At 36.1% G+C, this 26650-nt stretch carries 23 protein-coding genes; 4 read left to right on the top strand and 19 right to left on the bottom strand.

Going from position 1 to position 26650, the window contains the following annotated elements:
- Positions 1-173: 173 nt before the first annotated feature.
- Positions 174-905 (bottom strand): epoxyqueuosine reductase QueH, encoded by a 732-nt coding sequence (locus IGJ27_RS02385; RefSeq protein WP_034699597.1) that lies wholly within the window; start codon positions 903-905, stop codon positions 174-176.
- Between the two features lie 171 nt (positions 906-1076).
- Here IGJ27_RS02385 and IGJ27_RS02380 point away from each other — a divergent pair, with 171 nt between their 5' ends.
- Complete coding sequence (locus IGJ27_RS02380; RefSeq protein ID WP_370566776.1) at positions 1077-2459, top strand: TrkH family potassium uptake protein; 1383 nt, start codon at positions 1077-1079, stop codon at positions 2457-2459.
- 167 nt (positions 2460-2626) lie between these two features.
- On the opposite strand, the gene IGJ27_RS02375 is transcribed toward IGJ27_RS02380, so the two are convergent.
- The gene (locus tag IGJ27_RS02375) at positions 2627-3289 is read right to left on the bottom strand and encodes a CPBP family intramembrane glutamic endopeptidase (protein ID WP_010720006.1); all 663 of its coding nucleotides are present in this window, start codon (positions 3287-3289) and stop codon (positions 2627-2629) included.
- 494 nt (positions 3290-3783) lie between these two features.
- On the opposite strand from IGJ27_RS02375, the gene IGJ27_RS02370 reads away from it, so the two are divergent.
- The 3 genes from IGJ27_RS02370 to IGJ27_RS02360 all read left to right on the top strand — a co-directional run bounded on the left by IGJ27_RS02370 (position 3784) and on the right by IGJ27_RS02360 (position 6885).
- A complete protein-coding gene (locus tag IGJ27_RS02370) occupies positions 3784-4626 on the top strand; it encodes a helix-turn-helix domain-containing protein (RefSeq protein ID WP_053765912.1) in 843 nt (280 codons plus the stop codon).
- A 221-nt stretch (positions 4627-4847) separates the two neighbouring features.
- Positions 4848-6200: a Mur ligase family protein gene (locus IGJ27_RS02365; RefSeq protein ID WP_010738405.1), complete on the top strand. Its 1353-nt coding sequence runs from the start codon at positions 4848-4850 to the stop codon at positions 6198-6200.
- On the top strand, positions 6193-6885 hold the full coding sequence (locus tag IGJ27_RS02360) for a type 1 glutamine amidotransferase (RefSeq protein ID WP_081127735.1): 693 nt from the start codon (positions 6193-6195) through the stop codon (positions 6883-6885). The genes IGJ27_RS02365 and IGJ27_RS02360 overlap by 8 nt, the downstream gene beginning before the upstream one ends.
- Positions 6886-7285: 400 nt before the next feature.
- On the opposite strand, the gene IGJ27_RS02355 is transcribed toward IGJ27_RS02360, so the two are convergent.
- From IGJ27_RS02355 to IGJ27_RS02275, 17 genes are all read right to left on the bottom strand, one after another.
- Positions 7286-8338, bottom strand: coding sequence for a hypothetical protein (locus IGJ27_RS02355; RefSeq protein ID WP_123875053.1), 1053 nt, complete (start codon positions 8336-8338; stop codon positions 7286-7288).
- Positions 8339-8388: 50 nt separating this feature from the next.
- Positions 8389-8889 (bottom strand): hypothetical protein, encoded by a 501-nt coding sequence (locus tag IGJ27_RS02350; protein WP_225428991.1) that lies wholly within the window; start codon positions 8887-8889, stop codon positions 8389-8391.
- A 41-nt stretch (positions 8890-8930) separates the two neighbouring features.
- Positions 8931-10841 (bottom strand): peptidoglycan amidohydrolase family protein, encoded by a 1911-nt coding sequence (locus IGJ27_RS02345; protein WP_178306174.1) that lies wholly within the window; start codon positions 10839-10841, stop codon positions 8931-8933.
- Complete coding sequence (locus IGJ27_RS02340; protein WP_178306175.1) at positions 10834-13284, bottom strand: VirB4-like conjugal transfer ATPase, CD1110 family; 2451 nt, start codon at positions 13282-13284, stop codon at positions 10834-10836. Before IGJ27_RS02340 ends, IGJ27_RS02345 begins: the two co-directional genes overlap by 8 nt.
- Positions 13223-13600: a PrgI family protein gene (locus IGJ27_RS02335; protein ID WP_010720014.1), complete on the bottom strand. Its 378-nt coding sequence runs from the start codon at positions 13598-13600 to the stop codon at positions 13223-13225. The genes IGJ27_RS02340 and IGJ27_RS02335 overlap by 62 nt, the downstream gene beginning before the upstream one ends.
- A 33-nt stretch (positions 13601-13633) precedes the next feature.
- On the bottom strand, positions 13634-14476 hold the full coding sequence (locus tag IGJ27_RS02330; protein ID WP_010720015.1) for a hypothetical protein: 843 nt from the start codon (positions 14474-14476) through the stop codon (positions 13634-13636).
- Positions 14477-14480: 4 nt separating this feature from the next.
- Entirely contained in the window at positions 14481-14684 is a 204-nt protein-coding gene (locus tag IGJ27_RS02325; RefSeq protein ID WP_010720016.1) for a hypothetical protein, read from the bottom strand.
- Between the two features lies 1 nt (position 14685).
- Positions 14686-16383 (bottom strand): immunoglobulin-like domain-containing protein, encoded by a 1698-nt coding sequence (locus IGJ27_RS02320; protein ID WP_178306176.1) that lies wholly within the window; start codon positions 16381-16383, stop codon positions 14686-14688.
- Positions 16384-16459: 76 nt separating this feature from the next.
- Positions 16460-19492, bottom strand: a complete 3033-nt coding sequence (locus tag IGJ27_RS02315) for a SpaA isopeptide-forming pilin-related protein (RefSeq protein ID WP_178306177.1) — start codon at positions 19490-19492, stop codon at positions 16460-16462.
- Between the two features lie 96 nt (positions 19493-19588).
- Positions 19589-19789 carry a hypothetical protein gene (locus tag IGJ27_RS02310; protein ID WP_010720019.1) on the bottom strand — a complete coding sequence of 67 codons (201 nt, stop codon included), beginning with the start codon at positions 19787-19789 and terminating at the stop codon, positions 19589-19591.
- Positions 19790-20128: 339 nt separating this feature from the next.
- The gene (locus IGJ27_RS02305) at positions 20129-20389 is read right to left on the bottom strand and encodes a hypothetical protein (RefSeq protein ID WP_010738415.1); all 261 of its coding nucleotides are present in this window, start codon (positions 20387-20389) and stop codon (positions 20129-20131) included.
- A 123-nt stretch (positions 20390-20512) separates the two neighbouring features.
- Complete coding sequence (gene rbsU / locus IGJ27_RS02300) at positions 20513-21394, bottom strand: ribose/proton symporter RbsU (protein WP_010720021.1); 882 nt, start codon at positions 21392-21394, stop codon at positions 20513-20515.
- Between the two features lie 23 nt (positions 21395-21417).
- Positions 21418-21813: a D-ribose pyranase gene (rbsD, locus tag IGJ27_RS02295; protein ID WP_010720022.1), complete on the bottom strand. Its 396-nt coding sequence runs from the start codon at positions 21811-21813 to the stop codon at positions 21418-21420.
- 17 nt (positions 21814-21830) lie between these two features.
- Positions 21831-22739 carry a ribokinase gene (gene rbsK, locus IGJ27_RS02290; RefSeq protein WP_010720023.1) on the bottom strand — a complete coding sequence of 303 codons (909 nt, stop codon included), beginning with the start codon at positions 22737-22739 and terminating at the stop codon, positions 21831-21833.
- Between the two features lie 322 nt (positions 22740-23061).
- A complete protein-coding gene (gene manA / locus IGJ27_RS02285; RefSeq protein ID WP_438791685.1) occupies positions 23062-24021 on the bottom strand; it encodes a mannose-6-phosphate isomerase, class I in 960 nt (319 codons plus the stop codon).
- A gap of 38 nt (positions 24022-24059) precedes the next feature.
- The gene (locus IGJ27_RS02280) at positions 24060-25085 is read right to left on the bottom strand and encodes a serine hydrolase domain-containing protein (RefSeq protein ID WP_010720025.1); all 1026 of its coding nucleotides are present in this window, start codon (positions 25083-25085) and stop codon (positions 24060-24062) included.
- A 708-nt stretch (positions 25086-25793) separates the two neighbouring features.
- Positions 25794-26642: a VOC family protein gene (locus tag IGJ27_RS02275; protein ID WP_161652253.1), complete on the bottom strand. Its 849-nt coding sequence runs from the start codon at positions 26640-26642 to the stop codon at positions 25794-25796.
- Between the last annotated feature and the right edge of the window lie 8 nt (positions 26643-26650).

Raw genomic sequence — 26650 nt, 5'->3', positions numbered from 1 at the left:
TATGTTTTATTTTTCATTACTATTATTTTTTATGCTTGGTCTAAAATTCATTTTTCCACCAAACTGAATATTCATTTTCAATCGAATCAATCGCTTTTATTTTGACACTTAATTATACTTAACATAAATTTCTTATTTTTTTCTTACGTTTTCTTGAAAATTTTATAATAGAGCTAATTAATTGAAATTTTTGAACTTGCTAAATAATCCTTTGCTTCTTGGTTTATTTTCTTTAAATCACAACCTTGCTGTTTAGCTGCAAAGACACAGCCACAGTAACACTGACGAAAAATGTCATACTCTTTACACATCTGGATCGATCGCTCATATCCTTTATTTTTCTTAAAATCACTTGGTAAGTAATGAGTTCCATAAATTTTTTGGATATCCATCCCGATTTGGTTGATCAGAGCAGCATTTTTCTTGGGTGAGATCGTTAATGCACTCCCAAAATAATCATAACCAAGTTCTTGGGCTTTTTGTGCTACCAGGTCTAAACGCATATTAAAACAGGCACTACATCTTGCGCCACCTTCTTTTTCTTCCGTAAGACCTTGCGTAATGACCATTTTATTAAACTCGCTGGGGCGGTACTCATCAACGATCAGCTGAACATGATGATTGGTTTGCTCGTTAAACTGATCAACAAATCGCTTTTGTTCATGGAGTCTTCTTAAATATTCATTTTTAGGATGGATATTAGAATTTGAAAAAAATAAAGTAACCTCTGCAAATTGGCACATAAATTCTAACGTATGTGTGCTGCAAGGAGCACAACAAGTATGGATTAATATTTTTGGTCGAGTTTCTTCTTGTTGCCATTGTTGGATCATTTTTTGTAGTACTCGATCATAATTTATTTTCTGGTTTTTCATTTTTTCAACAATTACCTTTGCATCAATCATTGGGAGACCTCGCTATTCTTCAATTCTTCCATAATTATATGCTATTTGATAGCAAATCAAAAGAAAACGTACATTTTGTTTAAGATTTCTTTGAGTATTATTTATAACCTCGGTATACTGAAAGAAACAACTTTTAAAAAGGAGGATAGTTTCTTGAAATTAACCCTTTTCATGCGGAAATTAAGACGTCGAAGCGAACGTTACGCTTCTAGTCATTTTTCTTCAATCCAAGTCATTGTTTTTTACTATCTTATTATGACCATTGTCTCTTTAGGATTGTTTTACATTCCTTTTTTTCGTGAACCAGATAGTCACGTACCTTTTATCGATATGCTTTTCATGGCGATCAGTACAATCAGTGTAACGGGATTGTCCACATTTGATATTAATTCGGCTTTTAATGATAACGGGGTAATCTTACTTGAAATACTATTCCAAGTAGGTGGATTAGGGATTATGATGATCTCTACTGCTTTTATTATCTTTTCTAAACGAAGAATCACGTTACGACAGCGACAACTGATCATGACGGATATGAATCAGCCACGATTATCTGGTATTGTTCGTTTGATTCGTATCACCTTTGTAATTTTGTTGTGGTTCCAAGTCCTTTTTGGCGCTTTCTTTTCCATTTATTTCTATTATCGAGGCTACTTTGATCATTGGCGGGATGCACTTTTCTATGGATTTTACCAATCGATTTCTGCTGTGACCAATTCGGGTTTCGATGTCACAGGAAACTCAATCGAGCCGTTTGCACATGACTATCTGTTCCTATTTGTTATCATGTTTTTGATTTTTATTGGTGGGATAGGATTTCCTGTTTTGATGGAATTTCGTGAATGGATTTTGTATAAACGTTCAAAAACAAAATTACCGTTTCGCTTTTCCTTATTTACAAAATTAGCGGTTTTAGCCTTTATCATCTTATTTGTTGGTGGGACGCTGTTAATCTTTTTACTTGAAAAAGACCATCTTTTTCAAGATTCTAGTTTAAGTGTCAAGTGGATCAATTCTATGTTTTACTCTATGACTACTCGTAATGCTGGCTTACAAATCCATGATTTGGGTAATTTCCAAATCACTACATTGATCGTTTTTTCTTTATTAATGTTCATTGGATGTAGCCCCAGTTCGGTAGGTGGTGGGATTCGTACAACGACCGTAGCAATTATTGGTCTTTATCTCTACTCTTTCCTTAAAAGCGAAGACAACATCAATATTTTTGGTCGTCGAATCGATAATGATGATGTGCGTAAGTCAGTCGTTGTATTTATGTTATCTCTTGGTATGTGTTTTTTCTGTATCGTCTTTTTATCAGCTACAGAAAATCAGCCTTTAATTGCAATTATCGTTGAAGTGACTTCAGCCTTCGGAACCACTGGCTTATCCCTGGGAATTACTGGGAACTTGTCAGTAATTGGGAAAATCACGATCGCAGCTTTAATGTTTATCGGTCGTATCGGTATGTTGTATACTTTGATGTTGTTTGTTCCAAAAGAAACACGAGATTTAGGCTACGAATACCCTACTGAAAAAATCATCATTGGGTAAAATTTCAGACAATCGACAAACCTTGAAAGTCTGAATCTGTATTTAGTATACAAAAATGCATCCTGTGTCGCTCTAATAAAAATAACCCAAAGTAGTCAGAAAATAGAAAAGCTATTTTCGGCCACTTCGGGTTATTTATTTGTACTGAAAGCTTTGTTCTTATTTGTCTAAGAGGATAATAAACTTCCTAAAACAAAAGCAATTAAATCAAAAGCATAATGCACTGCCCAACTAGTATTCAATGACTTTGTTTTTAAATAGGCTTGGTTAAACCAAAGTCTAATTCCTCCTTGAACTAAGATGACTTGCACAATCGTGAACAACGCTGAACTTCCTAGATAAGTTTCAAAATGAATCAGTCCAAAAATAATTGCTGTGAGCAATGATGCCACCTTAGTATTGATCCCCATTTTTTTACGTAAAGTATCAAAAATAGTGATCGAAAATAGTTCTTCTCCCAGTAAAGCAATTGGTAAAATAAATACAAAAAACCACCAAGGATTATCTTGCGCACTATTTGCTTTCGTCTGAATATCTAACAACTGTGCCAGTATTCCCATGATCATCGAAGCCAACATACCATAAATTTGTGAACCAACTAAAATCAGCAAGAATGTTTTTATAAATCGTTTAGGTGTACTAAATAATTGCCTCACACCAACAAAACCAAATACCAGTAAATAGCTTACTAAACCACTAATAACAAGAAAACTAAACTGAATATAATAAAAGTCAACCTGAGTCAACCCATAGAACCCTGCCCCTAATACTCCAAAAGCAATCATTATTCTAAGGACTTGATTATTTGGTTCTGTAATTCTTTTTGTCATATTTCTTGTTCCTCTTCCCTTAAATAATTATCATTTGTTCATTGATTAGTCGCTGACGACCCTTAACATGAGTATTGTTTACGTGTCTTTTATACTGCCCCATCTCCTCAAACAAGCCTTCATCATTGACAGATTTCCAATGATTTATCATGAATGTTTTCCTTTAATTTTCCATAGTATAATCATCTACGAATGAAAATTCTTTTATAGTCCTATATTTAAGACTTTTGGTACTTTGTATCTAAAAATAACCTGACCATAAACACAATAAATATGCGAATAATTAGTTTTGTTGAACCCCACTTAACCTTCATTCGTACTTATTTGTTATAAGAAACGTGCGGATAACACCCCTCGTCTAACTTTACCAATTTCTCTTTCAGTCGCTTTTCTGGTCACTTTTCCAAAAGTATCTTTCTTAGAATTTTGACAAATTTTTTGCTACTATTACTTCATTACATAAACACATAAAATAATTTTGATGGAGAGATACTATGGAGTATGGTCAGTTAATACGAAAAATCCGATTAGATAAAGGTTTTTCTCAAAAGGAAATCTATTCAGGAATCGTAACAAAATCTTATTGCATTGAATTTGAAAAAGGAAACCATGACTTGTCTTTCCGACTTTTAGCTCAAGTGTTGGAGCGATTGCTGGTAGATGTGGAAGAATTTATCTTTTTATATGACTATTATCACTCTTCTTCACAAAATTTATGGAAACAATATGAATTGGCTTCTAATACAAAGGACTTAGAAAAGCTCTTTGAGATCTATCAAACGACAACCACTTCAAAAGATAAAAAAAGTCAGCTCCTAAACGCTTTAACTAAAATTGGCCATGATCAATTGAGCGACCATCAAATAGACAATGAGACCTTGGAGTTCCTTGTTGATTATTTGAAATCCATCGAAACATGGACACTACAAGAAATCAAAATTTATACCAACACCTTGAATTACTTTTCAGAAGAACAGCAACAAATTTTCTATAAAAATTCATTAAAAAAAATTCAGATCTATCAAGAATATCCCGCTGGTAAAAAAATTTATTTGACGTTGCTTCTTAATAGTTGCGGTCATTTTATTTCCTATGGGAATTTCTTTTTAGCAAAAGATGCGCTTAGTCATTTAAAAGAATTAACTACCGGAACTGAAGATGCAATCTTTAAATTATATCGTATTTATTTTGAGAACATTCTGATTTACTGTACAGAAGAAAAAAGCACAAGTGAAACAATGATCCACTTTATTATCGAAACCTTAGACAAACTGGATTATTCTTTTTTAAGCGAACAATGTACACTCTTTTTTCAGACGATCAAAAACAACTATTAATCCACTATAGTTATTCCTAAAAAATCAACTGTTATCCGTTGGGGCTATTCTTAGACTAAACGAAACTTCAAATAAACAATCAAGCCTAGTACCAATCGTTGTTAGACAAGAGAATCGCAACCATTTCTTAAAAAAAAGAAAAGCAATTTAACCTTTTTTTGAACATATGGTATGATTAATTGAATTTACTCGTCGTTAAGACGTTTTATGGAGGTTACATAATGGGAGTACGCAGTCAATTTGCGATTGCTGTTGGTAAAACATCACAATGGGCATTAAAAACCTTCTTTAAAGGAGGATCAAGTTTACCGGGTAAACTTGCACTTAAAATCGACCCACACATTTTAGACAGTCTTGCAAAAGATTATCAAGTGGTTGTCGTTACTGGAACAAACGGAAAGACATTGACAACTGCTTTGACAGTTAATATATTACGGCAACAATTTGATGAAGTATTAACCAACCCAACTGGGGCAAATATGGTTCAAGGAATCGTTTCTACTTTTTTGCAAGCCAAACCTAAAAAAGGGCAAAAAAAATTCGCTGTTTTAGAAATCGATGAAGCAAGTTTGAGTAAAGTAACTGAATACATGAAGCCTGAACTATTTTTATTTACAAACATTTTCCGTGATCAAATGGATCGTTATGGAGAAATCTATACCACCTACAAAATGATTGTGGACGGAGCAGCGAAATCACCTGATGCCACAATTATCAGTAATGGAGATTCGCCAATCTTCAACTCTGTGGAAACAATCAATCCTCGCCAATATTATGGGTTTGATCATGAAGAAGACCATGAACAAATGGCTCATTATAATACGGATGGTGTACTCTGTCCTAAATGTCATCATATTTTACATTACAAGATGATCACGTATGCAAATTTAGGGAAATACTATTGTCCAAACTGTGACTTTAAACGTCCTGAACTTGATTATCGTCTAACGGATATGTTGCGCATGGACAATGTCTCAGCTGATTTTACGATTGATGGTCATAACTATGGAATTGAAGTTGGCGGGATGTACAATGTCTACAACGCGTTAGCTGCCACAGCGGTAGCTGAATATTTTGGGGTAACCCCTGAAAAAATCAAGCAAGGCCTAGGATACGACGAAAAGATATTTGGTCGTCAAGAAATCATTGATATCAATGGTAAAAAATGTACACTCGTACTTGTTAAAAATCCTGTTGGGATCAATCAGGTCATCGATATGATCGGCTTAGCCCCTTATCCATTCTCATTAGTTGCTTTATTAAATGCAAACTATGCAGATGGAATTGACGTTAGTTGGATCTGGGACGGGAATTTTGAACATTTTGCTGATATGGATATTCCTGCAGTGATCGCTGGTGGGGATCGTCATACCGATATGTCGTTACGTCTAAAAGTTGCAGGAATCCCTGAAGATAAGATCATCGAAACAAAGGAACTGAATGAAGTCATTAAAAATATCAAACAATTACCGACCGAACACGTCTACATCCTAGCTACCTATACAGCAGTTCTTCAATTACGAAAAGAATTAGCGAATCAAGGATTTATCAAAGGAGGGATGAATCATGCCTAATTATGAATTGAATATCGCCCATCTCTACGGTAATTTGATGAATACTTATGGAGACAACGGCAATCTATTGATGCTTAAATATGTCGCTAAAAAATTAGGTGTGACCTGTCATACCGAAATTGTCAGTCTGCATGAACCATTTGAAGCAGATAAATTTGATCTAGTCTTTTTTGGTGGCGGACAAGATTATGAGCAACTGATCATTTCAAAAGATATCCAAGAAAAAAAAGCAGCACTAACAAACTACATTGAAAATGATGGTGTGATGTTAGCTATCTGTGGCGGGTACCAATTCCTTGGACACTATTATGTGGGTGCCAATGGAGAAAAAATCCAAGGAATCAGTGCCTTAGACCATTACACCTTAAGTCAAGAAAATAATCGTTTTATCGGCGATATCGTTATCTATAATGAAGAGTTTAATGAAACCTATTATGGCTTTGAAAACCACAATGGGCGGACATTCTTAGGGGAAGGCGAACGACCTTTAGGAAAAGTCGTTCAAGGTCACGGAAATAATGGTGAAGACCAATCCGAAGGCGTCATTTATAAAAATGTTTTTGGCTCTTATTTCCACGGACCGATTCTTGCCCGAAATGAGAATCTTGCGGAACGATTGATTCGTTTAGCACTTAAACAACGTTATGGAACAGAACTTGATTTACCAGTCGAATCTTTAGCATAAAACATAACTTTTGTTACCATAAATATTTGCTGGATTGTGATTGTAAATAAATCAATAGTAACAAGCGCAACACCACAACAGAAATAGCAAACTTTAATAATTGAGCCAAAGAATACGAAAATCACTGCTCTGATTTCTGGTATTCTTTGGCCTATTTTTGATCAAGTAATGATTATTACCTTGGGATACGATTGGAAAAGCAAATGACTTCACTGACGATAAGAAAGAATCGTTTGAAAAAGCGAACTAACTTTTCTGCCGTTCCCTCTTTTCATTAACACTTCAACACTATCTTTTAACTAATAATTTTAGCTAATTTGCCAATCAGTTTTTCTTTTTTATTATTTTATTCCCCTTAATTAGTTACCCTTCGACAAATAACAACTGAATCCAAGACCACTCATTCCCTATCATTGATATCTGATTGACCAATCATTTCTAATCGTTGTTCCCACAATAATTGATTTTCCGGATCTTCATTTTGCTGGTATAACTCAATAAAATCAATAATGATGGAAGCTTGTTCGATATAAGTTTGTAATATTTTTTTCACTTCTTCCTCTTGGATCAATTCTAAATGTTTCGTTGTTTCTGCAATCTTCTTCTGTTTTAAAAAAAACAGCCCTTTCTGTAAATAATTTTGGTCTAACTTTTTTGATAGTTCTTCACTTTCTAAATATTTATTTAATATCTCTGCTTCGGCCAATTGTTCTAATTCAATGTAAGCAAATGCAAGCATCACTTTTCTTTTGTCAGATAAATTTTCTGGGGACGTTTCAATAACTACTTCCCAATTTTTTTCAAAAAAAGCTAAATCAAATTGTGCATCTGCGGTGGGGTAATATTCATTGATCTCTTTCAACCATGTAAATTCTTGTTGCTCTGTCAAATAGTCGATCAATTCATGACGCTTTTCTGGATATTCCGTTGCCGCTTGAAGATAGGCTTGCGCTTCGATTAATTTTGCCCACTCCTGCTCCTCTGTCGTGGTAATTTCTTTTTGATCTACTTTCGTAATAAAGTGTGGCCACATTACGCTAATGCCTATGAAAAGACTGAAAACAATCACCACAATAAACCAGACCCTTTTGATCGTGGGGATCAAAGATAGTAATTTTCCTTTGGTTGATCTGCTAGGTTCACCATACTTAATTGCTTTTTTCGTGCGTATCGCTGCTTTACTTTTTGTCGTCTTCTTTTTACTTCGGACTATCTGATATTGCCCACTGATTATTTCTTCTATGGCATCCTTTAACGGAAATTGTAATTCCATTGAATGAAGAAGGTGATTTTTATGATTGTAAATCCGAATACGACAACTACCTATGCTTTTATTAAGGATCGTTTGTTTATTGACCTCTTCTAATAAAATGAGGGCCTCGAAAATCGGTAGACGCTCTTCTTCGATTTCTAGCCTTTTGACATGATCAATCAGTACAGTTTCTCTTGCCATAGATAGACATCCTTTTCATTTACCAAAAGTGATGGACAAAACCGGTATTTTCATTCTGCGTATTCTTTCGATTCCTTTTCAGCTATCTCTATTGGTTGATACCTTTCCACCAAAAAGTGTTTTGTAGCTGAATCAAACACATACCAAATTTGAAACAGCCCTTCATTCTCAAGTGTTTTAGTAGACTTACCTTCTTGATTCAAACTATCAATCGTCCTTGTGACGTTGGCAATCACTTCAATTTGTTGGTCATTCACGTGACGTATAAAATTCTTACTTTTTATAAAACGAGAATGACCAAAAAATTGTGGAAAAAAATCGCTTTGCTTTCTGCTTTCTTCTTCAGCAATTTTCGCTTGTTTTGCTAAAAATTTCTCATAATTCAAATAATTATCCCCGTACTCTGTGAAAGTAAAATACGAGCGTAAAAAATCATTGACCTGTTGTTCCGAGAAATGAGCAACAGGTATACGGTTATTTGCTTCTTGTTGTGTGTTCTTTTTACCAAAAGTATATCCAATACTTACCGCTATACTGCTACTGATAACCAAACAAGCAATCGTTGTAAATAATTGATGTTTATTTCTGATTTTTACACGCTCCCTACGATTCGATAAAAGTAAACTGGTGCCAGTTGTGGATCACCATAATACCCTGCAAATGGAGTAATGACGACATCACCATTTTGACTAAATCCTTTTTTCGTAGCGGGTGTACAGTGAATAATCGTTTTTCCACCAGCATCTAAAAAGAATCCTGTATGCCCAAAATCGCCCGACGAATTACCTTTTTCTCCCCAAATAAATAAGTCACCTGCTTGTACTTCGGAATAGTTGATCGGATAGAGAAGTTGTCCTTCCAAACCATAAAGTGTTTCTGTATTTCCCAACGGTACATTTAGTCCCATTTCACTCAACACCCAAATTACGTAAGACGAGCAATCGTGATAAGGAAATACGCCTCTTTGGTTTCCCTGAGAATAATACACACCTTTTTGATGAAGACTTTGTGCTTTAGCTAAAAGAGCCTCATGAAAGTCAGAGAATCGCTCCCACAGCAATCCCATCTCTTGCTTTCCACCCAATTGCACCATTAATTGTTTGATCGCAGGCACCCAATAACGATTGAGCCCCATGGGATCATTTGTCGCATCAATCGGGCAATAGACCGCTCCTAATTGTTCGACAGTAACTCGTTGCTGGTCAATAATCAGCTTTTTAAGTGTTCGACCAGTTGCTTCGATTCCTTCGTCTAACGTACGATATGAAATTAAACCTTGATCATTAATTAGACCAGCTGGGTTATTTTTTTCTAGGATTCCTTTACTAGTCCCCCAAGCACTTTCATGAATCATGATCGCCGCTAAGATCACCGGTGAGATGCCGTTTCTTTTTGCTTCTTGTAAAATTTTATCTGCTCGATCGCTAAACGCATGACACTTAAGCAGAATTAATTGCCGAAATGTCCATTCATCAAATGACGTGTTTTGATTACCAGAGTCTAATTGGAATGTTTCCGAATATGCTACTTCTTCAAAATAAAAACTTGGATTTACTGATTGTCCATTTTTGGAATATTCAATGGTTACTTCATTTTCTTTCGCTACAGTTCCAATCAATTCTCCCGAAACGACTTCTTGGTCATGATTGACTAATGGTGAAACATTCTTTAAGACAAGCTGTCGATTATTGAATTGGATCACGATTGACTGATCAGTCACAGTCGTTTTCCCAGCCATCGGAGCATATAATTCTATATTTTTCTCAGCTTGTAATTGGATTCCCTGAAATAGCTTTTTTTCTTGGCCATCGAGAAAGTAACCATATCTTTGATTGACCATTAATCGATGATCTTCCTTAAATGGCGATTGTAGTTCCATCAATTGACGATAACGACCAATCGTTGAACCAGCATTCAATCGTTCTTTCAATTCTTCTGTCCATTCAATGATCTGAGTAAAATATTTTGTTGTTAATGTTGCTTCGTTCCCTTTTGCATGAAGGGACCATAAGTTATCATGGATCTCATGGATTTTCGCTTTGATTACTGGATTTTCGAGTTCCACATTCTCATAACAAATACCCAAATAAGACAATACTTCATCAATATTAGAAACCAAATTCATGTCTTGTGTTATCCCTATCTGTCCGTTGATTTTAATAATGTTATGCTGCTGACGAAGCACTCGATTTTTTTCAACATCCAAATGAGTCATGTACGTCCAAATATTTGTTAATTCAAATTCATTGATATTGGGTACACTCGAATAAATGACACTGGTTATCCCTATCGTCAGTAAGAATAGTAATACACAACTAAGAACCATGAGTGATCTAAAAAAATGCCATTTATTGGGCTGAACAGCTAAGAACTTACGACGCTTTTTTCTGAAGGGAACTAACATTTTATTTGTAACGCTCCGTTTTATCGATTGATTCAAGCTACTTGATAGAAAAATTTTCCGATACTCGTTGTCTCGTTTGTTCCAATTAGATTTATTCATCGGATTGTTCCTGTTTTCTTTTTATCCGTTCCTCGGGATCAGTCGTGATTAATTCATATAATCTTGTGGTTGAATCAACGGTATTAGAAAAAGGCACGATTGCATGACCTGCACGTATCAACCCTGCACCTTTTGGCGGATGGATCAAGTGTTTTTGTTGTTGAGTAGAAAGACGAAAAAGAGTAGAAAGTTCGTCCAGATCACTTTTAGCCTGTTTTAGCATAATGATAAATTCAGTGTTGCTTAGCATCCTCCGTGCTTTATCTGAAAGCAGTAACGTCTCCACATTTTGCGTGATCCCTGTAGGAATTGCTCCCCACTTTCGGATACGACTCCATAATTCAAAAAAATAATTTTCACAGTAAGGATCATTTAGCATCAACTGCATTTCATCAATGTAAATCCACGTAGTGATCCCTCGATCCCGATTACGTACCACCCGATTCCATACTTGCTCTAAAACCACCATCATCCCAAATGTTTTTAACTGACTTCCTAACTCTTTGGTGTTGTAGATGATAAAACGCTTATTTAACTCAATATTTGTCGTATGGGAAAAAATCGCTAAAGAACCTTCAATATATAATTCTAAGTCTAATACTAGTGCCTGCGCTTCTTTTTCCGGCTGTTCTTTGAGCAACGTAAACCATTCCTTCGCTAATGTTGGCATTTGCTTGTCCTGAGAATGAAAATAGTTAAAATAAGTCAAGCGAGTCACACGATCAATGATGGAACGTTGTGCGGAATTCAAACCCGATTGTCCACCGATCAAAGCTTCAAATGCTGTTAACAAAAAGTCGGATTTTAATTTTACTGGATCAACTTCCCCACTTAAATCATCTGTGATATCCAATAGATTGATAAATGTATCGGTGTTTGGTGCAATTTTAACAATTTGCGCATCAAAAGTTTGCCCAATTAATGTATCTTCATCTTCAGGATCAATCGAGATGATTTCGTCTGTTGGATTTTTTAGTAGTGTAGTAATTTCTTCATATTTTTTGGCTACCCCTTTTCCTGAGCCTGAACTACCTAAAATCATTCCACTTGGGGTATTCAACCGTTTCCGATTGATCCGAACTACATTTTTCGTTAGCTCATTCATTCCATAGTATTTACCCTCCTCGTGATCAAGTTCTTGCGCAGTAAATGGAATAAAGATAGCTGCACTTGCTGTAGTCAATGTTCGGCGGGTTGTTATCCAATTTTTTCCAAATGGAAGGACGGAGTTCATCCCTTCTAGTTGTAGATAATCCAAATAATGGAAGCCACAACCATTTTTTCTGGCAATACTCAAAACTCGTTCGGCTATATCAGTCAATTTTTCTTTTGTGTTTGTTCTGAAATAGACAAAAACCGAAACGAAAAATAAATTCTGTCCTTCTTTTAACAAATCATCTAATAATAAATTAGCTTCATGGATACTATTGGTTAATTCATATGGAATACTTGTATAAGGATCGTAGCCTTTTTGAGTTGCTTTTCTTTGAGCAGCGACTTTGTCTCCTTCCATATAGGCTTTTTTTATTTGAACCAGATGATTGGCTTGCTCAGCCCCGACTGGATCAATGTGGATCGATAACGTGATTTCTTCGGGTATTTCCATCAATTCTGCCATGAGTTTATCTGACAATCTAGCTGGATAGTCTTTTAGGTAAAGAATCTGGGCATATTCCTCATTGATTTCAAAATAGTTTTTCTTTTTAAAATTAAAACTGGAAGGAGCAATCACAGCTTTTGTTGAAAGATGATTAAAGACTAAATCGGAATAGTTAAATTGAAAGTGTTCCGATGATTTCAACAACTGATTGACCAATTTTAGACGCTTTAAACCGTCTAATGGGTCAACCGTTGAGCCAATTTCTTCCAAATTTCCGATTAAATTCTTTTCGATTCGTCCCAAAAATTGTTTTGCCTGCTCTAAGTGATTGGCTGGAGTACTGAAAGTCAAATAGTTTTCTTTTGTAAAACGATTCTCCCCTTCATTGATTTTTTGAAGAAGCATCTGATTGACTTCTTCACGATAGCTATCATGTTGATCGCCTTTACTCTCATAAAAAAGCTTATCCGTCATCTCATCAAGCTCAACTCTTTTTTTTAAGATCGTGATTGTTAGATGGATCGTATCATCAAGACTGTTCAATAGTTCGCCATATTTTTGGAAAATCAACAATTGTTCGTCTTGTTGAGCAATTTGATAATTCACATCTGAAAATCGAACACTTTTGGAATAATAATTAGGTACAATTTCACAAATGCCACTTTCAAACATTTTTTCATAACGCAACAAATCTTGGACATTACGCTTTGGCGCTAACTTTTTTTGATATTGCCCTCTTTTTTTCTTTTGTTTTTGCATCAAACGAATAAATTTTTTATTATTAGTTTCCGTACTCAACTTGTTTTCTTTCGGCACGCTTACTCCTTTGACCCACCATGGCATTTGAATACAACTCCTCTACAATAGGATAAGTATAATAATTCGCCAATTGAAAATAATTCCATCGAATCTGCACATACTTTTCTAAAGGTAAGTGATTAGGTGTCAGCCAGCCCACTGACAAGATAGGGGCACTGAGCACCATAAAAACGATCCCGATATCATCAATCGGATACTTCCAACTGACATAATTTAAAATGCCCAGAGGAACGATCAAAAGCAACGTTACAACAGCAGAGATAAATTGTCTTAACGAAACGCCAAAAAACAATTTTTCTTGGTAGGTTAAAATTTCTTTTCGAATTGGTACTTCAATCATCGATTTTATTTCCCTCCAGTTAAAAATGATTCTCTAGGCAGTTGCAAGAATGATTTTTGCCCATTTATTGGTATAAAATAAACTAGCACATAATGTTAGACAATTCCCTGATATCCCACTGATCACTGCAATCATTCCCTGTTTTTCATCAATTGAAAACACAGAATGTACGAGCAGTGGATAAAAACTTAATATAATAAATAAGAGGATCCCTTGTAGGGAGGAAGCACAAACTAATTTCAAAAAATTTTTACCAATCGAACTAACTTCTTCATTAAGAAACGTCACAAGAGGTAATGGAGAAATGCTAAAATACAAATAAATTTCAAAAAAACGCATGAAAATAACCAGTTTTGTTAGCACACTTGTTAGTACGGATAAAATCAACGGGATCAACAAAATAATTAACAACGTAAGTTTTTCAAAAAAGCCCCAATGGTAGATTCCCTCAATCAATGAAAGAACATCAACAGCCTTACTTCCACCTTCTCGAATCCCAATTTGACTGATACCATTACTGATTGTTGTACTAATTTCAACGATCATATGGATAAATATTGTTAAATGGCGCATGATCAACAGGCTTACTCCTAATTTAAGAAAGAGCGGGAGGAACAACTCCATGCCACCAAAACCGGAATAATTTCCATAAATCTTTTGTGCCATTTGTTGAAACTCCAGCAATAGTAAAAAGCCTAGTACAGAATAAGCAATTGGTTTGATCACTCCATTCATAATTAACTCACTATATTGATAGATATCAGGTAGATAGGTTTCTAGATTTTGTAGTAGCATATTTTTAGGGTCGTTTGAAAAATTTAATTGATCAGCAATTGTTTGTAGTAAAAATTTGATTGCACCGTCCAGCTTAGCCACTTCCTTAGATTGAAATAGTTGCTACCCAAGCGCCAGCTGCAACGATAACAGCCCCACCAACGATTTGAAAAAGAGCATTTTGCATTCCGGGACCATTATGTTCTTTGATAGCCGCACCGAGTTGAATAATCCCCCATACAGTGAGCAGACTGCCAGAAGCAAGTACTCCTTTTGAAAACAACGACATCGCTTGCTCAAAATAGTCCATATTATTCTTTCTCCTTTTCTATCGCTTGTTGATTCATAACTGTTACTTGGTAACTAGCATGTGCCCGCTCAAAAGAATCACTGATACTCAAACTGATAGTGTAAGTTCCTGGTTTGTTGACATCGACGTTTTCAGTCACTTCGACATCTGTTAAAGATAATGTTTCTTCTTTGTCGTAAACCTCAATTCCTGCTAGCGGATCAAACGCCTCTCCAATAGTTAGCACCTTATCGGCTATGCCTATAAATCGTGGTGGTTCATTGATGACCGTGATTTTCCCATAACCACTGGTTGTTTTGCCATTTGTATCAGTGACTTTAAGAGGAAGCAAATATTTTCTTAATTTAGATGTATCGATCCGATTCCATGCTGCTTCATCTATTTCAATATTTAATCGTTCTAACGGATCTTCTCGATCTGAAACAACCAGTTGTGCAAAATAATCTTCTTTCTTCAAAGCAGAGAAAACATTGACTTGAAGATCCGCTTGGATGATTTTAGGGGCTTCATTCGTTACTTGTACGAGAAGTCGTCTCTCCTCTGCATATTTTCCATATCGATCTTGCACATTGCCAATTCTAAAGAAATATTTTCCTTCTTTATTGGAATCAAAATTAGTTTCTAAGATATTGGTTTTAGTTAATGAGATATCTCCGTCTTCTCTATCCCAAGCTTTCACATAGTCGAAAATATTCAACTCTTGATTTATCTGATGGTCAATCCATTCGGGTATATGGATTACCGGTGCCTCATTTTCAATTTTGATAAACGCTTTCGTTTTCGCTTGAGCTCCATGTCGATCATTGACAGAATAAAGCACCTCATAGCTTCCTTCTTTGTTGATATCAAGATTTGTTTCGACTTCAATCTTTGCGGTTAAATCCCCATCTTCTTGGTCCATTGCGGATACTCCTTCTAACAAATCAACTGGTACACCTATCTGCTGGTACATTGTCGTCTGCTTCAAGTTGATTTTCGGTAAGCTATTAACAAAAAAGTAGATGGTGGCATCTGTAAACATTCCTGCCGAGTCGGTGACACGGATCGTAAATTTTTGCTCGCCTAGCTTCGACGTGTCAATAAAATTATGTTTGACTGTGGGAAAAGCGTCGTTACCCGTGAGAATCTCAAAATAGTCTGCTGGTTCAAATTTACTGTATTGCTCAATGACCATGTAAGTGGATGCTAGTGAAATTTGTGGTTTCTGCCAAGTCGTTTGGTCACTCTCACGATTCTTTTCTTTTTCAATAGAAACTGGAGGGGCCTCATAGACTGGGACTTGTTTACTATCCGCTCTTTCTTTTGAAGTTTCTAAAGTTGTGACTTCTGTTTTCTTTTTTTCTTTAGCAAAGGCAACGACTAATTGCGCTACCTCATGCTCTAGTTGTTGAAGTGGCAATTCTGTTCCCTCAGTTTTAGAACTAAAATAGTCAAATTGTTCCATGACTGCGATTGCCGGATCATGATCCTCTTCAAGAAAATAATGAGTGGGTATTTCTTCTTTTTCTATGTTTTTTGTATCAATGATATTTGCTACTTGTTTTTGTTTACTTGCTACTGTTTTTTCCTGATTGTGACTTAGGTAGATGCTAGTAATTCCTGTGATACTTCCACTGATAAAAAGGAACAAAAGTCCATATTTTATCCTGCCTAGATTCTTTTTCGATAACTGATCTACAACGATTGAACGTTTCACCATTCTTTAGACCATCCTTTCTTTTATCTTCTAAACACTTTGATCATACTTTTAGTAAAAATAATCGAAATCAATTTTTTCACAACTTTACATGTTTCTGCTTTTTTTGAAGATAGAGATAACTGCTAACGATAATAATCAAGCTCAATCCAAGAAGAACCTTCTCCAGCGAACGTCGTTCATTCGTTTTTGGCAATATGCTTTGCTTTAATAATAATTGTTCTTTTTTTAATGTAATTGTCTGATCTTTGTTCCTTAAATCATCCTCACGTCCTACTTCATTTTTTTGCTCTTCTTCATAATATAGGACGTGGGTCGCTGTTAATTGATCGCTATCTTTGAGGATATTTGCCTTCAACTCAAGAAATACTTCAAATGTATCTTCTTCGTTCTTTGGAGTATAAGTTGACGTTGATTCACTGACCACTTCTCCTGTTTTTGTATTCTTATATTGCGTAAAAACAGTATAAGTGTGTCCGATTTCGATTGCCTCGCCTTTGACCCACACCACATCTTTCAACTGATTGTCTACTGTTGGATCAAGTGTTTTTTCGCCAGCAATATCGGTAAATAAAGAGGTCAACTCTAATGGTTCCCGTTCATTGTAGGCTTCAAGAACAAGTAACTCGCCGTCCTTTTCAACCGTGACAGAAAAATCCATTGGTTCTTCTAATGGCAAATAGCCTGCCAAAGGTTCCACTTCAACAAATTTATAGTCGCCATAAGGTAGTGCCTCTACATTGATTTTCCCTTCTTTATCAGTCAAATATTTTTCAATTAAGGTTTCAGTCAATTCTCCATTTTCATCCGCTGCTATGTTGTATAAATGAAATGGGACATTTTCTAATGGTTGTTCATTCAACCGATCTCGCTTGATCAATTGGATATCTTGTCGAGCTAAGCGATTCGGAATTTCTAAACGAATCAAGGCGCCAGCATTCTCTTCTGTGACACTAAAAATGAGTGGTTCTTCTAGTGGGACATATCCTTCTGGTGCTTTGATTTCATGGAGTTCATAGCGATCCACACCCCAAGGCAAACTTTCTGTGGTAATGATTTCGCCTTTGTCATTAGTTTCAAAAATCTCGGTCTGTTCCGTGTCATTTGGTCGCACCATCGAAACAAATTCGCCTTCTCCTTCATTTGCCCAAGTATCAAAAATTTTGAACTGAGCGCCTGCGTAAGGTATGTTCTCGCCTGTTTCTTCATCCACTTTGACGATATGCAATCGAGATTCAATCACTTTATCTTCCAATAAAAAGAAATGGGTATAGCCGTCTTCCGTGATCGTCACTTCAAATGGTTCGATCAATAAATAGCCATCCACACCTTTGGTTTCTTCAATGGTATACGTGTCATAAGGTAGATTCTCAAACTTGAAATACCCATTCTTTCCAGTGACTTGGACATATTCTTGTCCAGTGGTGTGGGAAGTAGCTGTCAGTTCAATCCCTTCTAAAGGTGGCTTTACCCCCTGTTGCTCTTTCGCCAGTCTGGCAATTACTTCAAAAACGGTTTGAGGAATCAAGGGACGTGAACCAAACTTATAGCCTTCTATATTCCCTTTGATGACTCGATCGATCACCGTTTTACTGTGAAGCGCTACAGTTTCATTTTGTCCAGCATACGTGAGGTTAACGGTATGTTTTGCAGTATCTAAAGTGTAGCCTTCTGGCGGTTCGATTTCTTGGAGATAATAGGTTCCTAACTTTAATCCTTTCACCTCTGCTTGTGCTATGCCATTGACATCTTGCATCGTTAGTTTACTAATAGAAGTCCCATTCTTATCGGTTAGCTCGTAAACAGCTCCTACCAATTGAGAAGCCCCTTGTGGTTTACTGCCTGTTTCTTCATCTTCTTTGATCACTTTGAGATTTGCTAGTTGCTCTTTATTATCTAAACTGATTGTGGTGGTCTCATTGGCTTTGATGGTCACTGTCTGAGGTGTGGCATTGAGGACATAGCCATTCGGTGCTTTGATTTCCTGGATCGTTACTTTTGTGTCGACTAACAAATCATTCCAGGCAGCATAGCCATCAGAACCTGTAGTGATTTCTTTGGTTTTTCCATCAGACGTAGTAAAACGAAAAACGGCACCTGCCAATGGTTGCTTGGTCGTTTCATCTACTTTGCGTACACAGGCATTGCCGTTTTTTAAAACAGTTATGGTTAAAGAAATTTTTCTATGTTCATTTAATCTGCCAACCATCATATTTTGGGTATATGGGTGTTGATAAATTAGCGGAACACCTTGAAAAGTAGAGGCAATATCATAGTCAAATTCAACTCGACTAGTCGCTTCTGCATTTTTGTTGGCAAGAATCGTTAATTGATTTCCTTTTTTAGAAATACTTAGTCCTTGTGAGACGAAAGATGGTAATGACTGATAATTACTAAAGGCATGGGTCGTGTCAGTTAAGGTGATACTTTCTCCAACTTTTAAGTTTATCGTTTGTTTGTCAAAAGAAGGTGATGTATAGAAATAATTGACATTTTTCATGACAGCAGATTTAAAGGTTTGATAGTCCGTCATCGAAAATACCCCTGAAATACTTAACGGTGTAATCCCTTGTTGTTCCCATGCCAAAATTTGAGTCATCAATTCTTTTTTCAACGTGTGGCCCGAAACCATCAGCCCGTAATACTTAATCAAAGAAATTTTTTTCATCTGTTCAGTATTTCGCTCAGCGACTGTATAGCCAGAGTTATTTCCAAGATTAAGTGCAGCACCTGGTTCTATGCACAAGGCAATTTCATTGTTGATCCGTTTACCGTACCAGCCATATTCACGTACACCGTTCGATAAGCGAATATCAATATTGGAGATATGAGCATTGGGGTCAACATAAATCGTTTGATTGTTTCGTTGGTGGGTTTGAGTTTCTCCTAAAGCAGCATGAATCGAGTGAGTGATGTAATTCGAAGGAGTTGTCGTATATAATTTGCCGTCTTCAGTTTGAATCAACTGATTCTCTTGAAGAAAACTTATCTTACGATCGTCTTGATCTGTATTTTCTAAATTTCCTGCTAAAACAACAAGTGGTCGGCAAAACGAAACGGATAATAAATGAATGATCAAAAATATGCGTACAACTAACTGGTATTTTTTCATCGAAATTCTCCTGTTTTTTGATAATAAACCTGCTTATCTACAAAAGTTCTCTCATAAACATAGAATTACTACTGACACTAAAAAACAAAATATTCGCTACTGAATCAAGCGAATCACATATTCATTTTTAGTGCGGTCATACCTTAAAACGCCACTTTTTTGTATCTGATTGATCAATTTTGCTTTGTCTCCATTTGTCCATCCATCTTGATGAACAAGCTGTTCATATTCACGCAAAGTAATCTGTTTTCTTTTACTACTACGCATAAAAGTTAATAATCGCTGGAGTTCTGTCATCAAGTTGTCACTCCTTAAAAATTTTAAGGCCACACCATTTTTAGGATAAATGGAAACCTGACTTTTTTAGGAAAAAGCCAACCCATATCCTCACGGTCCTCGGAAAAAACATTACGTAAGAAATTTTTCTTCAAACCATTAATCACAGTTATCGGTTCCGTCCTCCGTAAGAGATTCTAGTCATACTTTTGCTGTTAGCATGCCAACACTAACAGGACTGTCATTTAGTTGAGCATCGATAAAGATTGACAGCAAATCATCGTTATCAGTTAGATTGCTAACCAGTAATGATGCTCACATATAACGTTTTCAACGAACAAATATGTTTTTTTGCAACGACTAAACTTGCCAAGCTTTTACTTTCATTGGTCGTTCCACGTACTGTAAGTTTTGTTTTGTGTTCCTTCGTTTAGCAAAGATAAGACCGCCAGAAGAAACGGCTGTTTTTATTTGTGGATAAATCTTGTAGTCAGGTAATTCTTTTTTTGTCTCTTGATTGATAAACTGTCCATTCCCTAAATTAGCCCACGTAGAACCATCAAATAATCGAATCGTTAGTGCTTTACTTCGAATTGCTTTTTTTGAACAGATTCGTAACACGTAAATCCCTCCTCACTCTATAATTACGATTTATTTGCGATTCTTCCAAAAAAAATAAAAGACATTGATCAACTTAAGTCAATCAATGTCTTTCAGTTCAGCTTATTTTGTTTTGGGGAAGAGTTAGATCATTACAGTGATCGTAGCAGCAGCTAAAATCAAGACTAGTCCAATAACTGTAACAGTCATTTCTTTCTTGGTTTTCTTTTGTCCTAGGAACCAAATACCAGTCAGTGTCGCTAATACTACGGATGTTTGAGAAAGAATAAACCCTGTTGCTAACCCATTCATATCTGGTTGAGCTGAAATTAAATAAGTTAAAGCAGCGAAGGCAAAGAAAAATCCTGAAAAAATATGTTTATAAGAGACAACTTCGACAAACGCTGATTTTTCTTTAAAACTTAAAACAGCTGAATAAACAACAGCAACGATTACCATACCAATTGCTTGAGGTAAAAAGGCATGCATTCCATCAATTGAAGTTGCTTGAGGAGCTGCGGAATAAGCCCAGTAGCCGATTTCACCTACTGCTAACAAAAGGACCGCTTTTTTCAATAAGTTACTGCCTTCTGTATTTTTCTTTTCAGTCCAAACAGTCATCCAAGCACCTAAAATAATCAAAACTAAAGCAAAGGCACCCAAGACTTTCGCAGTAGCGCCAGGCCAATTTCCTAAAGCAAACACGCCCCACAATGAAGCCCCTAATAATTGAAAAGCAGTAGTAATAGGCATTGCACGAGAAGAACCAATCAAGGTAAAGGATTGGAATGTAATGATTTGGGCGATTGCCCAACCAACACCAGATAAGATTGAAAAAGTCAGGTCAGATCCTGTTGGTAACTCCATTCCTTTATATAAAGCAAAAACAATTGCAAAAATCAATGTTCCTAATGTTGAACCTAAAATTTGATTGACCGGACGTCCCCCGATCTTAGATGCGATCGTAGGATATAACCCCCAACCAAGTAGTGGGCCTAAGCCAATTAAAAGCGCGGTAGTATTCATGGTAGACTATTCCTCCTTCTTTTTTAAAAAACGACGCCGCTTTCTAAAATAATATTAGCATAAGGTGTCATTTCCCCCGTGCGAATAAACGCATGACACTGATTCAAATCAGCTTTCATTTTACTATGAGGGATAAAAGTAATAGGTGTTTCAGGTAGCCGTTGTTGAATTTCCGATAATACTTTAGGGTTTTCTGACTTGATTTCTTCAGCTAAATAAATACGTTGAACTTCTAACTCTTCAAGCACATTGTTCAAGACTTCCATAAAGCTTGGAATACCATTATCTACAGCCAAATCGATTTTTTCAGTTGTCATCGGCACGGGCATACCTGCATCACCGATACTTAATGTGTCAAAATGTCCCATTTGTGCGATTACACGAGAGATATCTGAATTGATTACTTTTGATTTTTTCATAATAAAAACGTCCTTTCTTAATTCAATTCTTGTTTATATGGAATAGAAGGTTGTGCGCCAAAACGTTGAACAGTCAAAGAAGAAGCTTTATTTCCATAGGTAATTGCTTCCTCTAAATTACTAAAATCAGTTGCTAACATGCTACTCATCGCACCAATGAATGTATCACCTGCAGCTGTCGTATCGACTGCATTCACTTTGAACGCTGGCACGATCCCATTTTTGCTGTTTTTAATCGAGTAAAATGCGCCTTTACTTCCGATCGTGATAATTACAACTTCGATTCCTAATTGATGTAAGTGAGCTGCAGCCTGTTTTAAGCTTTCTTCGTCCGTAATCGAAATCCCTGTTAAAATTTCTGTTTCTGTTTCATTAGGAATAATCATATCTGTTACTTTCAATAACTCTTCAGGCACATTTTCTAATGCTGGGGCAGGATTCAAAATTGTTTTTACTCCAACTTCTTTTGCTAGGTTAAAAGCTTCAATCGTACTTTCTATAGCGCTTTCAAACTGTGCGATGATAAAATCACTTTTTTCGATGATCGCTTTGTTTTGTCTAACTTGTTCTGGTGTAAACGCATTGTTCGCTCCGGCATGGATCATAATACTATTTTCCCCAGCATCATCAACGATGATGTAAGCTTGACCAGTCGCTTGGTTTTCAAGAGTTGCTACACCTTGTAAATTGATTTCTTCTTGTTCTAAAAGCTCAGCCATTGTTTTGCCAGCTTCATCGGTACCAATCGCTCCAATAAAATGAGTAGTAGCTTCTGAACGTCTTGCAGCAACTGCTTGGTTTGCTCCTTTTCCTCCGCCAGCTGAAAATGTTTCTTTCGTGTGTATCGTTTCTCCTGGCTTAGGCATATGTTTGACTCGGATGGTCCGATCTAAATTAATGCTACCGATAACTGTTACAGTGTTCATTCCTTCATCACTCCATATTACGTATTAATTGAATCAAACGCCATTCATCAATAATTAAAACGTTTTAACTCTACACCGAAAATATACCACAGATTGAAAGCTATTTCAAGAACCTATTTTTCCTAATTTTTTATTAGCAATCAGCAGCTTCATTTTTACCAGCATTCTAAAACAAAAAAGCTGAACACTTGTGCTGACTTGCTTCAGTTAGATCTTGGTCTAACTTAAGACATTCACAACACAAGGCTCAGTTTTTTTTATTTCACAACACCAATCAGAAAAAATAACCATCTGCAAAGTTAACTAATAAATCACTGATTCTTTATTTCGATGCTTTACCTGGTTCAGAGGCAATGATTGATAACTCTCCTTGAACCGTCCATTCTGTCACATCATTTGGTAAAATAAAACTTGCCCCTTTAGTTAATGGGTAAATTTTTTCATTAACAACTAACTCTCCTGCTCCATCGATTACTGTCGCTAATGTATAAGGTGCTTGTTTTTTAAATGATGTAATTCCTTTGATATCCCATTCATAAACATTAAAAAACTCGGTCTCTAAATACGTAACGATCGAAGAATTCCCTTTACGTACTTCTTTCATTTGAATCTGTGGCGTAATAGCTGGAACAGTTGTCACATCAATTGATTGTTGGATATGCAATTCACGCGTATTGCCATTGGCATCTTTACGGTCATAATCATATACACGATAAGTCGTGTCCGAGCTTTGTTGCGTTTCTAAAATCATGATCCCTTTACCAATTGCATGGATCGTTCCACTAGGGACATAGAAAAAGTCGCCTTTTTTAACTGGGACTTTTTTCAACAAGTCATCCCAACGACCCTCTTGGATCATCTCAGCAAGTTCTTCTCTTGTTTTTGCATGATGGCCATAAATGATTTCTGCTCCAGGTTCAGCATCAATGATATACCAACATTCTGTTTTTCCTAACTCACCTTCGTGCTTCATTCCATAAGCATCATCTGGATGGACTTGTACTGATAATTCATCTTCTGCATCTAAGATTTTAATTAATAATGGAAAGACAGGCTCAGTTGGGTTGCCAAACAATTCCTTGTGGTTTTGCCATAACTCGTCTAATTTTTGTCCTTGGTATTCACCGTTTTCAACGACACTTACACCATGTGGATGTGCGCTGATCGCCCAATCTTCACCGATTTTATCATTAGGTATATCAAATCCAAATACTGATCTTAAACGGCTGCCTCCCCAAATTTTTTCTTGAAAAATTGGTTTTAAAAACATAGGTTCTTGCATAGTTCAAACTCCTCTCAATGTTCATAGTTATTATAGCATCATTTTTTTAATAACGCTTTCTCTTTCAAAAATTTTTCAACAATTTCATCACGACAACGAATATAAGCTTCACGATGATCCGTTGGATGGATACGGTTTGATAAGAAAATAAATGCTTCTTGTTCAATAATGTCAATTAGTAAGAACGTGCCCGTATAACCAGTATGAAAAAGAATTGGTTGCTGTTGTTCTAATCCTTTTTTTAAATCCCATCCTAAGGAACGATTGCCTTTTTTCGTTGGCGTATGATCTTGTAAAAGTGAGCGAATCGTTTGTTCTTCTAAAAAACGCCCATTTTCAGCTTTCCCTAAATTCAAATACATTTTTACAAAGGTAATACTGTCCTCTAAATCAAGAAACAACCCAGCATTTCCTGCATGCTCAGCGAGTACTCTCGCTTTAGGATCATGTGTAACGCCCCGCAAAACCTCACCTGAAGCGAGTTGTTGTGTGGGAACAATTCTTTTAGAAGGATAAGGTAAAAACGTACTGTGCATCATCCCTAAAGGCGCTAATACTTGTTCTTCAAATAATTCTGTGGCTGGCTCTTGGAAAATCTCTTCAAGCATCAATCCTAATAAAATCGTGCCTGCATCTGTATATTTCACTAATTTCCCTAACTGATCACCAGGTTGAAGCTTTAAATAGGCTTCGATCAGCTGTTCTTGAGAGAGTTGATCTCGATTAGGAATCCAAGTTTCAATATTTGATGTATGAGTCAGTAAATGTCGTATCGTGATTGTTTCATTTTCAAAAGCCGGTAAATAATGGTGTAACGGTTTGTCTAAGTCGATTTTACCATCTTCCCACAAGCGTAACACTAGACTGGTGGTAGCGATCACTTTTGTTAAAGAAGCCACATCAAATAATAGATCTGCTGTCATTGGTTGGGTTTCAGGTACGATCTGTGCATGACCTGCTGAAAAAGTTTCAACATGCTTATGCTTAATAAACGCACCAACAACACCAGGATAATAACCTTCTTCAAGTTTATTTAAAATCAACTGTTTCGTTTCTGGGTACATTTTATTCTCCTTCTCTGTCGAAGAAATCAATTTTTGTTCATCATGCTAAGTCAAATCATATAGCTTTCTCTAAGAGGATGCAAGTAGATAAAGGTCGTGAAAGAAGCGATTAGCTCCGAACGAATAAGAGAGGATTTTTTAAAATAGCTTCTCATATTTTAGAAAATCATCGCTTATTGCTGAGGAGTTGCTTCTTGAACGCCGTGGGTAAGGTCGTGAAAACATCGGGTAGCTCCGATGACAATAAGAAAGAATTTTTTGAAACAGCTCCTCATGTTTTGAAAAATTCAGGCTTATTTCAAGGAGCTGATGTTTGAACGCCGTGGATAAAGGTCGTGAAAAGAGCGTTTTGCCCTGAGTAATAAGGAGGAAAATTTCGAAACAGCTTTCCATGTTTTGATATTTTTTGACTTATTACCGAAGGGCAGCTCTTTGAACACCGTGGATTAGGTTGTGAAAGAAGCGGTCAGCTCCAATGACAATAAGAAAATTTTTTAAATCAACTTTTCTTCTATCCTCTTGTATCTTAGAGAAACTTCTTTAGTTGAAGAGTTGTTTCTGGTATCTCTTTATATATTGAACAAAAAATCAGCTTTCGATTTCCGTTGTTGCTTGTGATGCGCTTTGCCAACAATGGACAGAAGCAAAAGCCCCTAAACATCAAATCGTTAGGAGCTATTTCTACCTATTCAATTATTTGTCTTCGCTTTATTTTTTGGCTTTTTTTGTATCGATCACAAACCACCATTCGATACCAATCGCATCATAAATTGTTAACACAGTATGTCTTTGATCGATAAAGAAGTCAACTGCAGCTTCATTTAAATGCTGAATCAACTGTTCCATGCTTTCTTGATCAATCACGAATTTCAAGAAATCTAAACCTAATACTTCATGAGTCGGCAATGCTAATGCCTCACTATTTGCTTCTGAGATTCCTACATGGAAGTTCCCTTCATTTAAAACATGTAATCCGTTCTTTTCTTCCCGAACTTTTAGTCCCAGTAAATCACTTAAAAAACGGCGTTCTTCTTCGCTATCAAAAACGTTTAAATGGATTTTTTCAAAGTAAGAATTAGCGGATAATTTTTTGTAACGCTCTTCTGACTTACGTAATAATGACTCTTGATCCATTGCTTCTGGTTGATTTCGTTCTTGAACATTGTCCTCTTCGTGATAAATTTCTAATTCGTTACCTTCTGGATCCTTAAGTAAGATCCCCATGCGCCCTTGATCTTCTAACGCATCTTCAATTGGATAGTTTGTTTTACGGATACGGGAAAGGATATCAGCCATTTCTGCTACCGTTGGAATAATCAATGAAAAACGTTTCAGTTTTTTGATTTCCCCAATGTAATCATGCGCTCTAGGACTTTCTTCTAGCAATAGCATCTCACTATTTTGCTCTTGTGTCCCTAAAATAGCTAATTCATTTTCTTCCCGTTTCAAATCAAAACCGATCGTATTTTTGTAAAAATCAATCATTTTATCTCTATCTTTAACCCGGATTGCTACACTTTTTAGGTAAGTAGTAGACCCCAATTTAAATTCTTTCATTTTTCTTG

The organism is Enterococcus sp. DIV1726a (assembly GCF_051710985.1).
Lineage (GTDB): Bacteria > Bacillota > Bacilli > Lactobacillales > Enterococcaceae > Enterococcus_B > Enterococcus_B hirae.
This window is presented reverse-complemented; position numbering and strand designations above follow the sequence as displayed.

What these genes read in the sequence shown, in the direction of transcription:
- rbsD (WP_010720022.1), bottom strand. Translation starts at nt 21,813, where the DNA reads ATGAAAAAATCAAAAGTAATCAATTCAGATATCTCTCGTGTAATCGCA.
- IGJ27_RS02380 (WP_370566776.1), top strand. Translation starts at nt 1,077, where the DNA reads ATGCGGAAATTAAGACGTCGAAGCGAACGTTACGCTTCTAGTCATTTT.
- IGJ27_RS02275 (WP_161652253.1), bottom strand. Translation starts at nt 26,642, where the DNA reads ATGAAAGAATTTAAATTGGGGTCTACTACTTACCTAAAAAGTGTAGCA.
- IGJ27_RS02310 (WP_010720019.1), bottom strand. Translation starts at nt 19,789, where the DNA reads ATGACAGAACTCCAGCGATTATTAACTTTTATGCGTAGTAGTAAAAGA.
- IGJ27_RS02315 (WP_178306177.1), bottom strand. Translation starts at nt 19,492, where the DNA reads ATGAAAAAATACCAGTTAGTTGTACGCATATTTTTGATCATTCATTTA.
- IGJ27_RS02355 (WP_123875053.1), bottom strand. Translation starts at nt 8,338, where the DNA reads ATGGCAAGAGAAACTGTACTGATTGATCATGTCAAAAGGCTAGAAATC.
- IGJ27_RS02370 (WP_053765912.1), top strand. Translation starts at nt 3,784, where the DNA reads ATGGAGTATGGTCAGTTAATACGAAAAATCCGATTAGATAAAGGTTTT.
- IGJ27_RS02360 (WP_081127735.1), top strand. Translation starts at nt 6,193, where the DNA reads ATGCCTAATTATGAATTGAATATCGCCCATCTCTACGGTAATTTGATG.
- IGJ27_RS02385 (WP_034699597.1), bottom strand. Translation starts at nt 905, where the DNA reads ATGATTGATGCAAAGGTAATTGTTGAAAAAATGAAAAACCAGAAAATA.
- IGJ27_RS02280 (WP_010720025.1), bottom strand. Translation starts at nt 25,085, where the DNA reads ATGTACCCAGAAACGAAACAGTTGATTTTAAATAAACTTGAAGAAGGT.
- IGJ27_RS02375 (WP_010720006.1), bottom strand. Translation starts at nt 3,289, where the DNA reads ATGACAAAAAGAATTACAGAACCAAATAATCAAGTCCTTAGAATAATG.
- IGJ27_RS02325 (WP_010720016.1), bottom strand. Translation starts at nt 14,684, where the DNA reads ATGGACTATTTTGAGCAAGCGATGTCGTTGTTTTCAAAAGGAGTACTT.
- IGJ27_RS02345 (WP_178306174.1), bottom strand. Translation starts at nt 10,841, where the DNA reads ATGAATAAATCTAATTGGAACAAACGAGACAACGAGTATCGGAAAATT.
- rbsU (WP_010720021.1), bottom strand. Translation starts at nt 21,394, where the DNA reads ATGAATACTACCGCGCTTTTAATTGGCTTAGGCCCACTACTTGGTTGG.
- rbsK (WP_010720023.1), bottom strand. Translation starts at nt 22,739, where the DNA reads ATGAACACTGTAACAGTTATCGGTAGCATTAATTTAGATCGGACCATC.
- IGJ27_RS02320 (WP_178306176.1), bottom strand. Translation starts at nt 16,383, where the DNA reads ATGGTGAAACGTTCAATCGTTGTAGATCAGTTATCGAAAAAGAATCTA.
- IGJ27_RS02365 (WP_010738405.1), top strand. Translation starts at nt 4,848, where the DNA reads ATGGGAGTACGCAGTCAATTTGCGATTGCTGTTGGTAAAACATCACAA.
- manA (WP_438791685.1), bottom strand. Translation starts at nt 24,021, where the DNA reads ATGCAAGAACCTATGTTTTTAAAACCAATTTTTCAAGAAAAAATTTGG.
- IGJ27_RS02340 (WP_178306175.1), bottom strand. Translation starts at nt 13,284, where the DNA reads ATGCCATGGTGGGTCAAAGGAGTAAGCGTGCCGAAAGAAAACAAGTTG.
- IGJ27_RS02335 (WP_010720014.1), bottom strand. Translation starts at nt 13,600, where the DNA reads ATGATTGAAGTACCAATTCGAAAAGAAATTTTAACCTACCAAGAAAAA.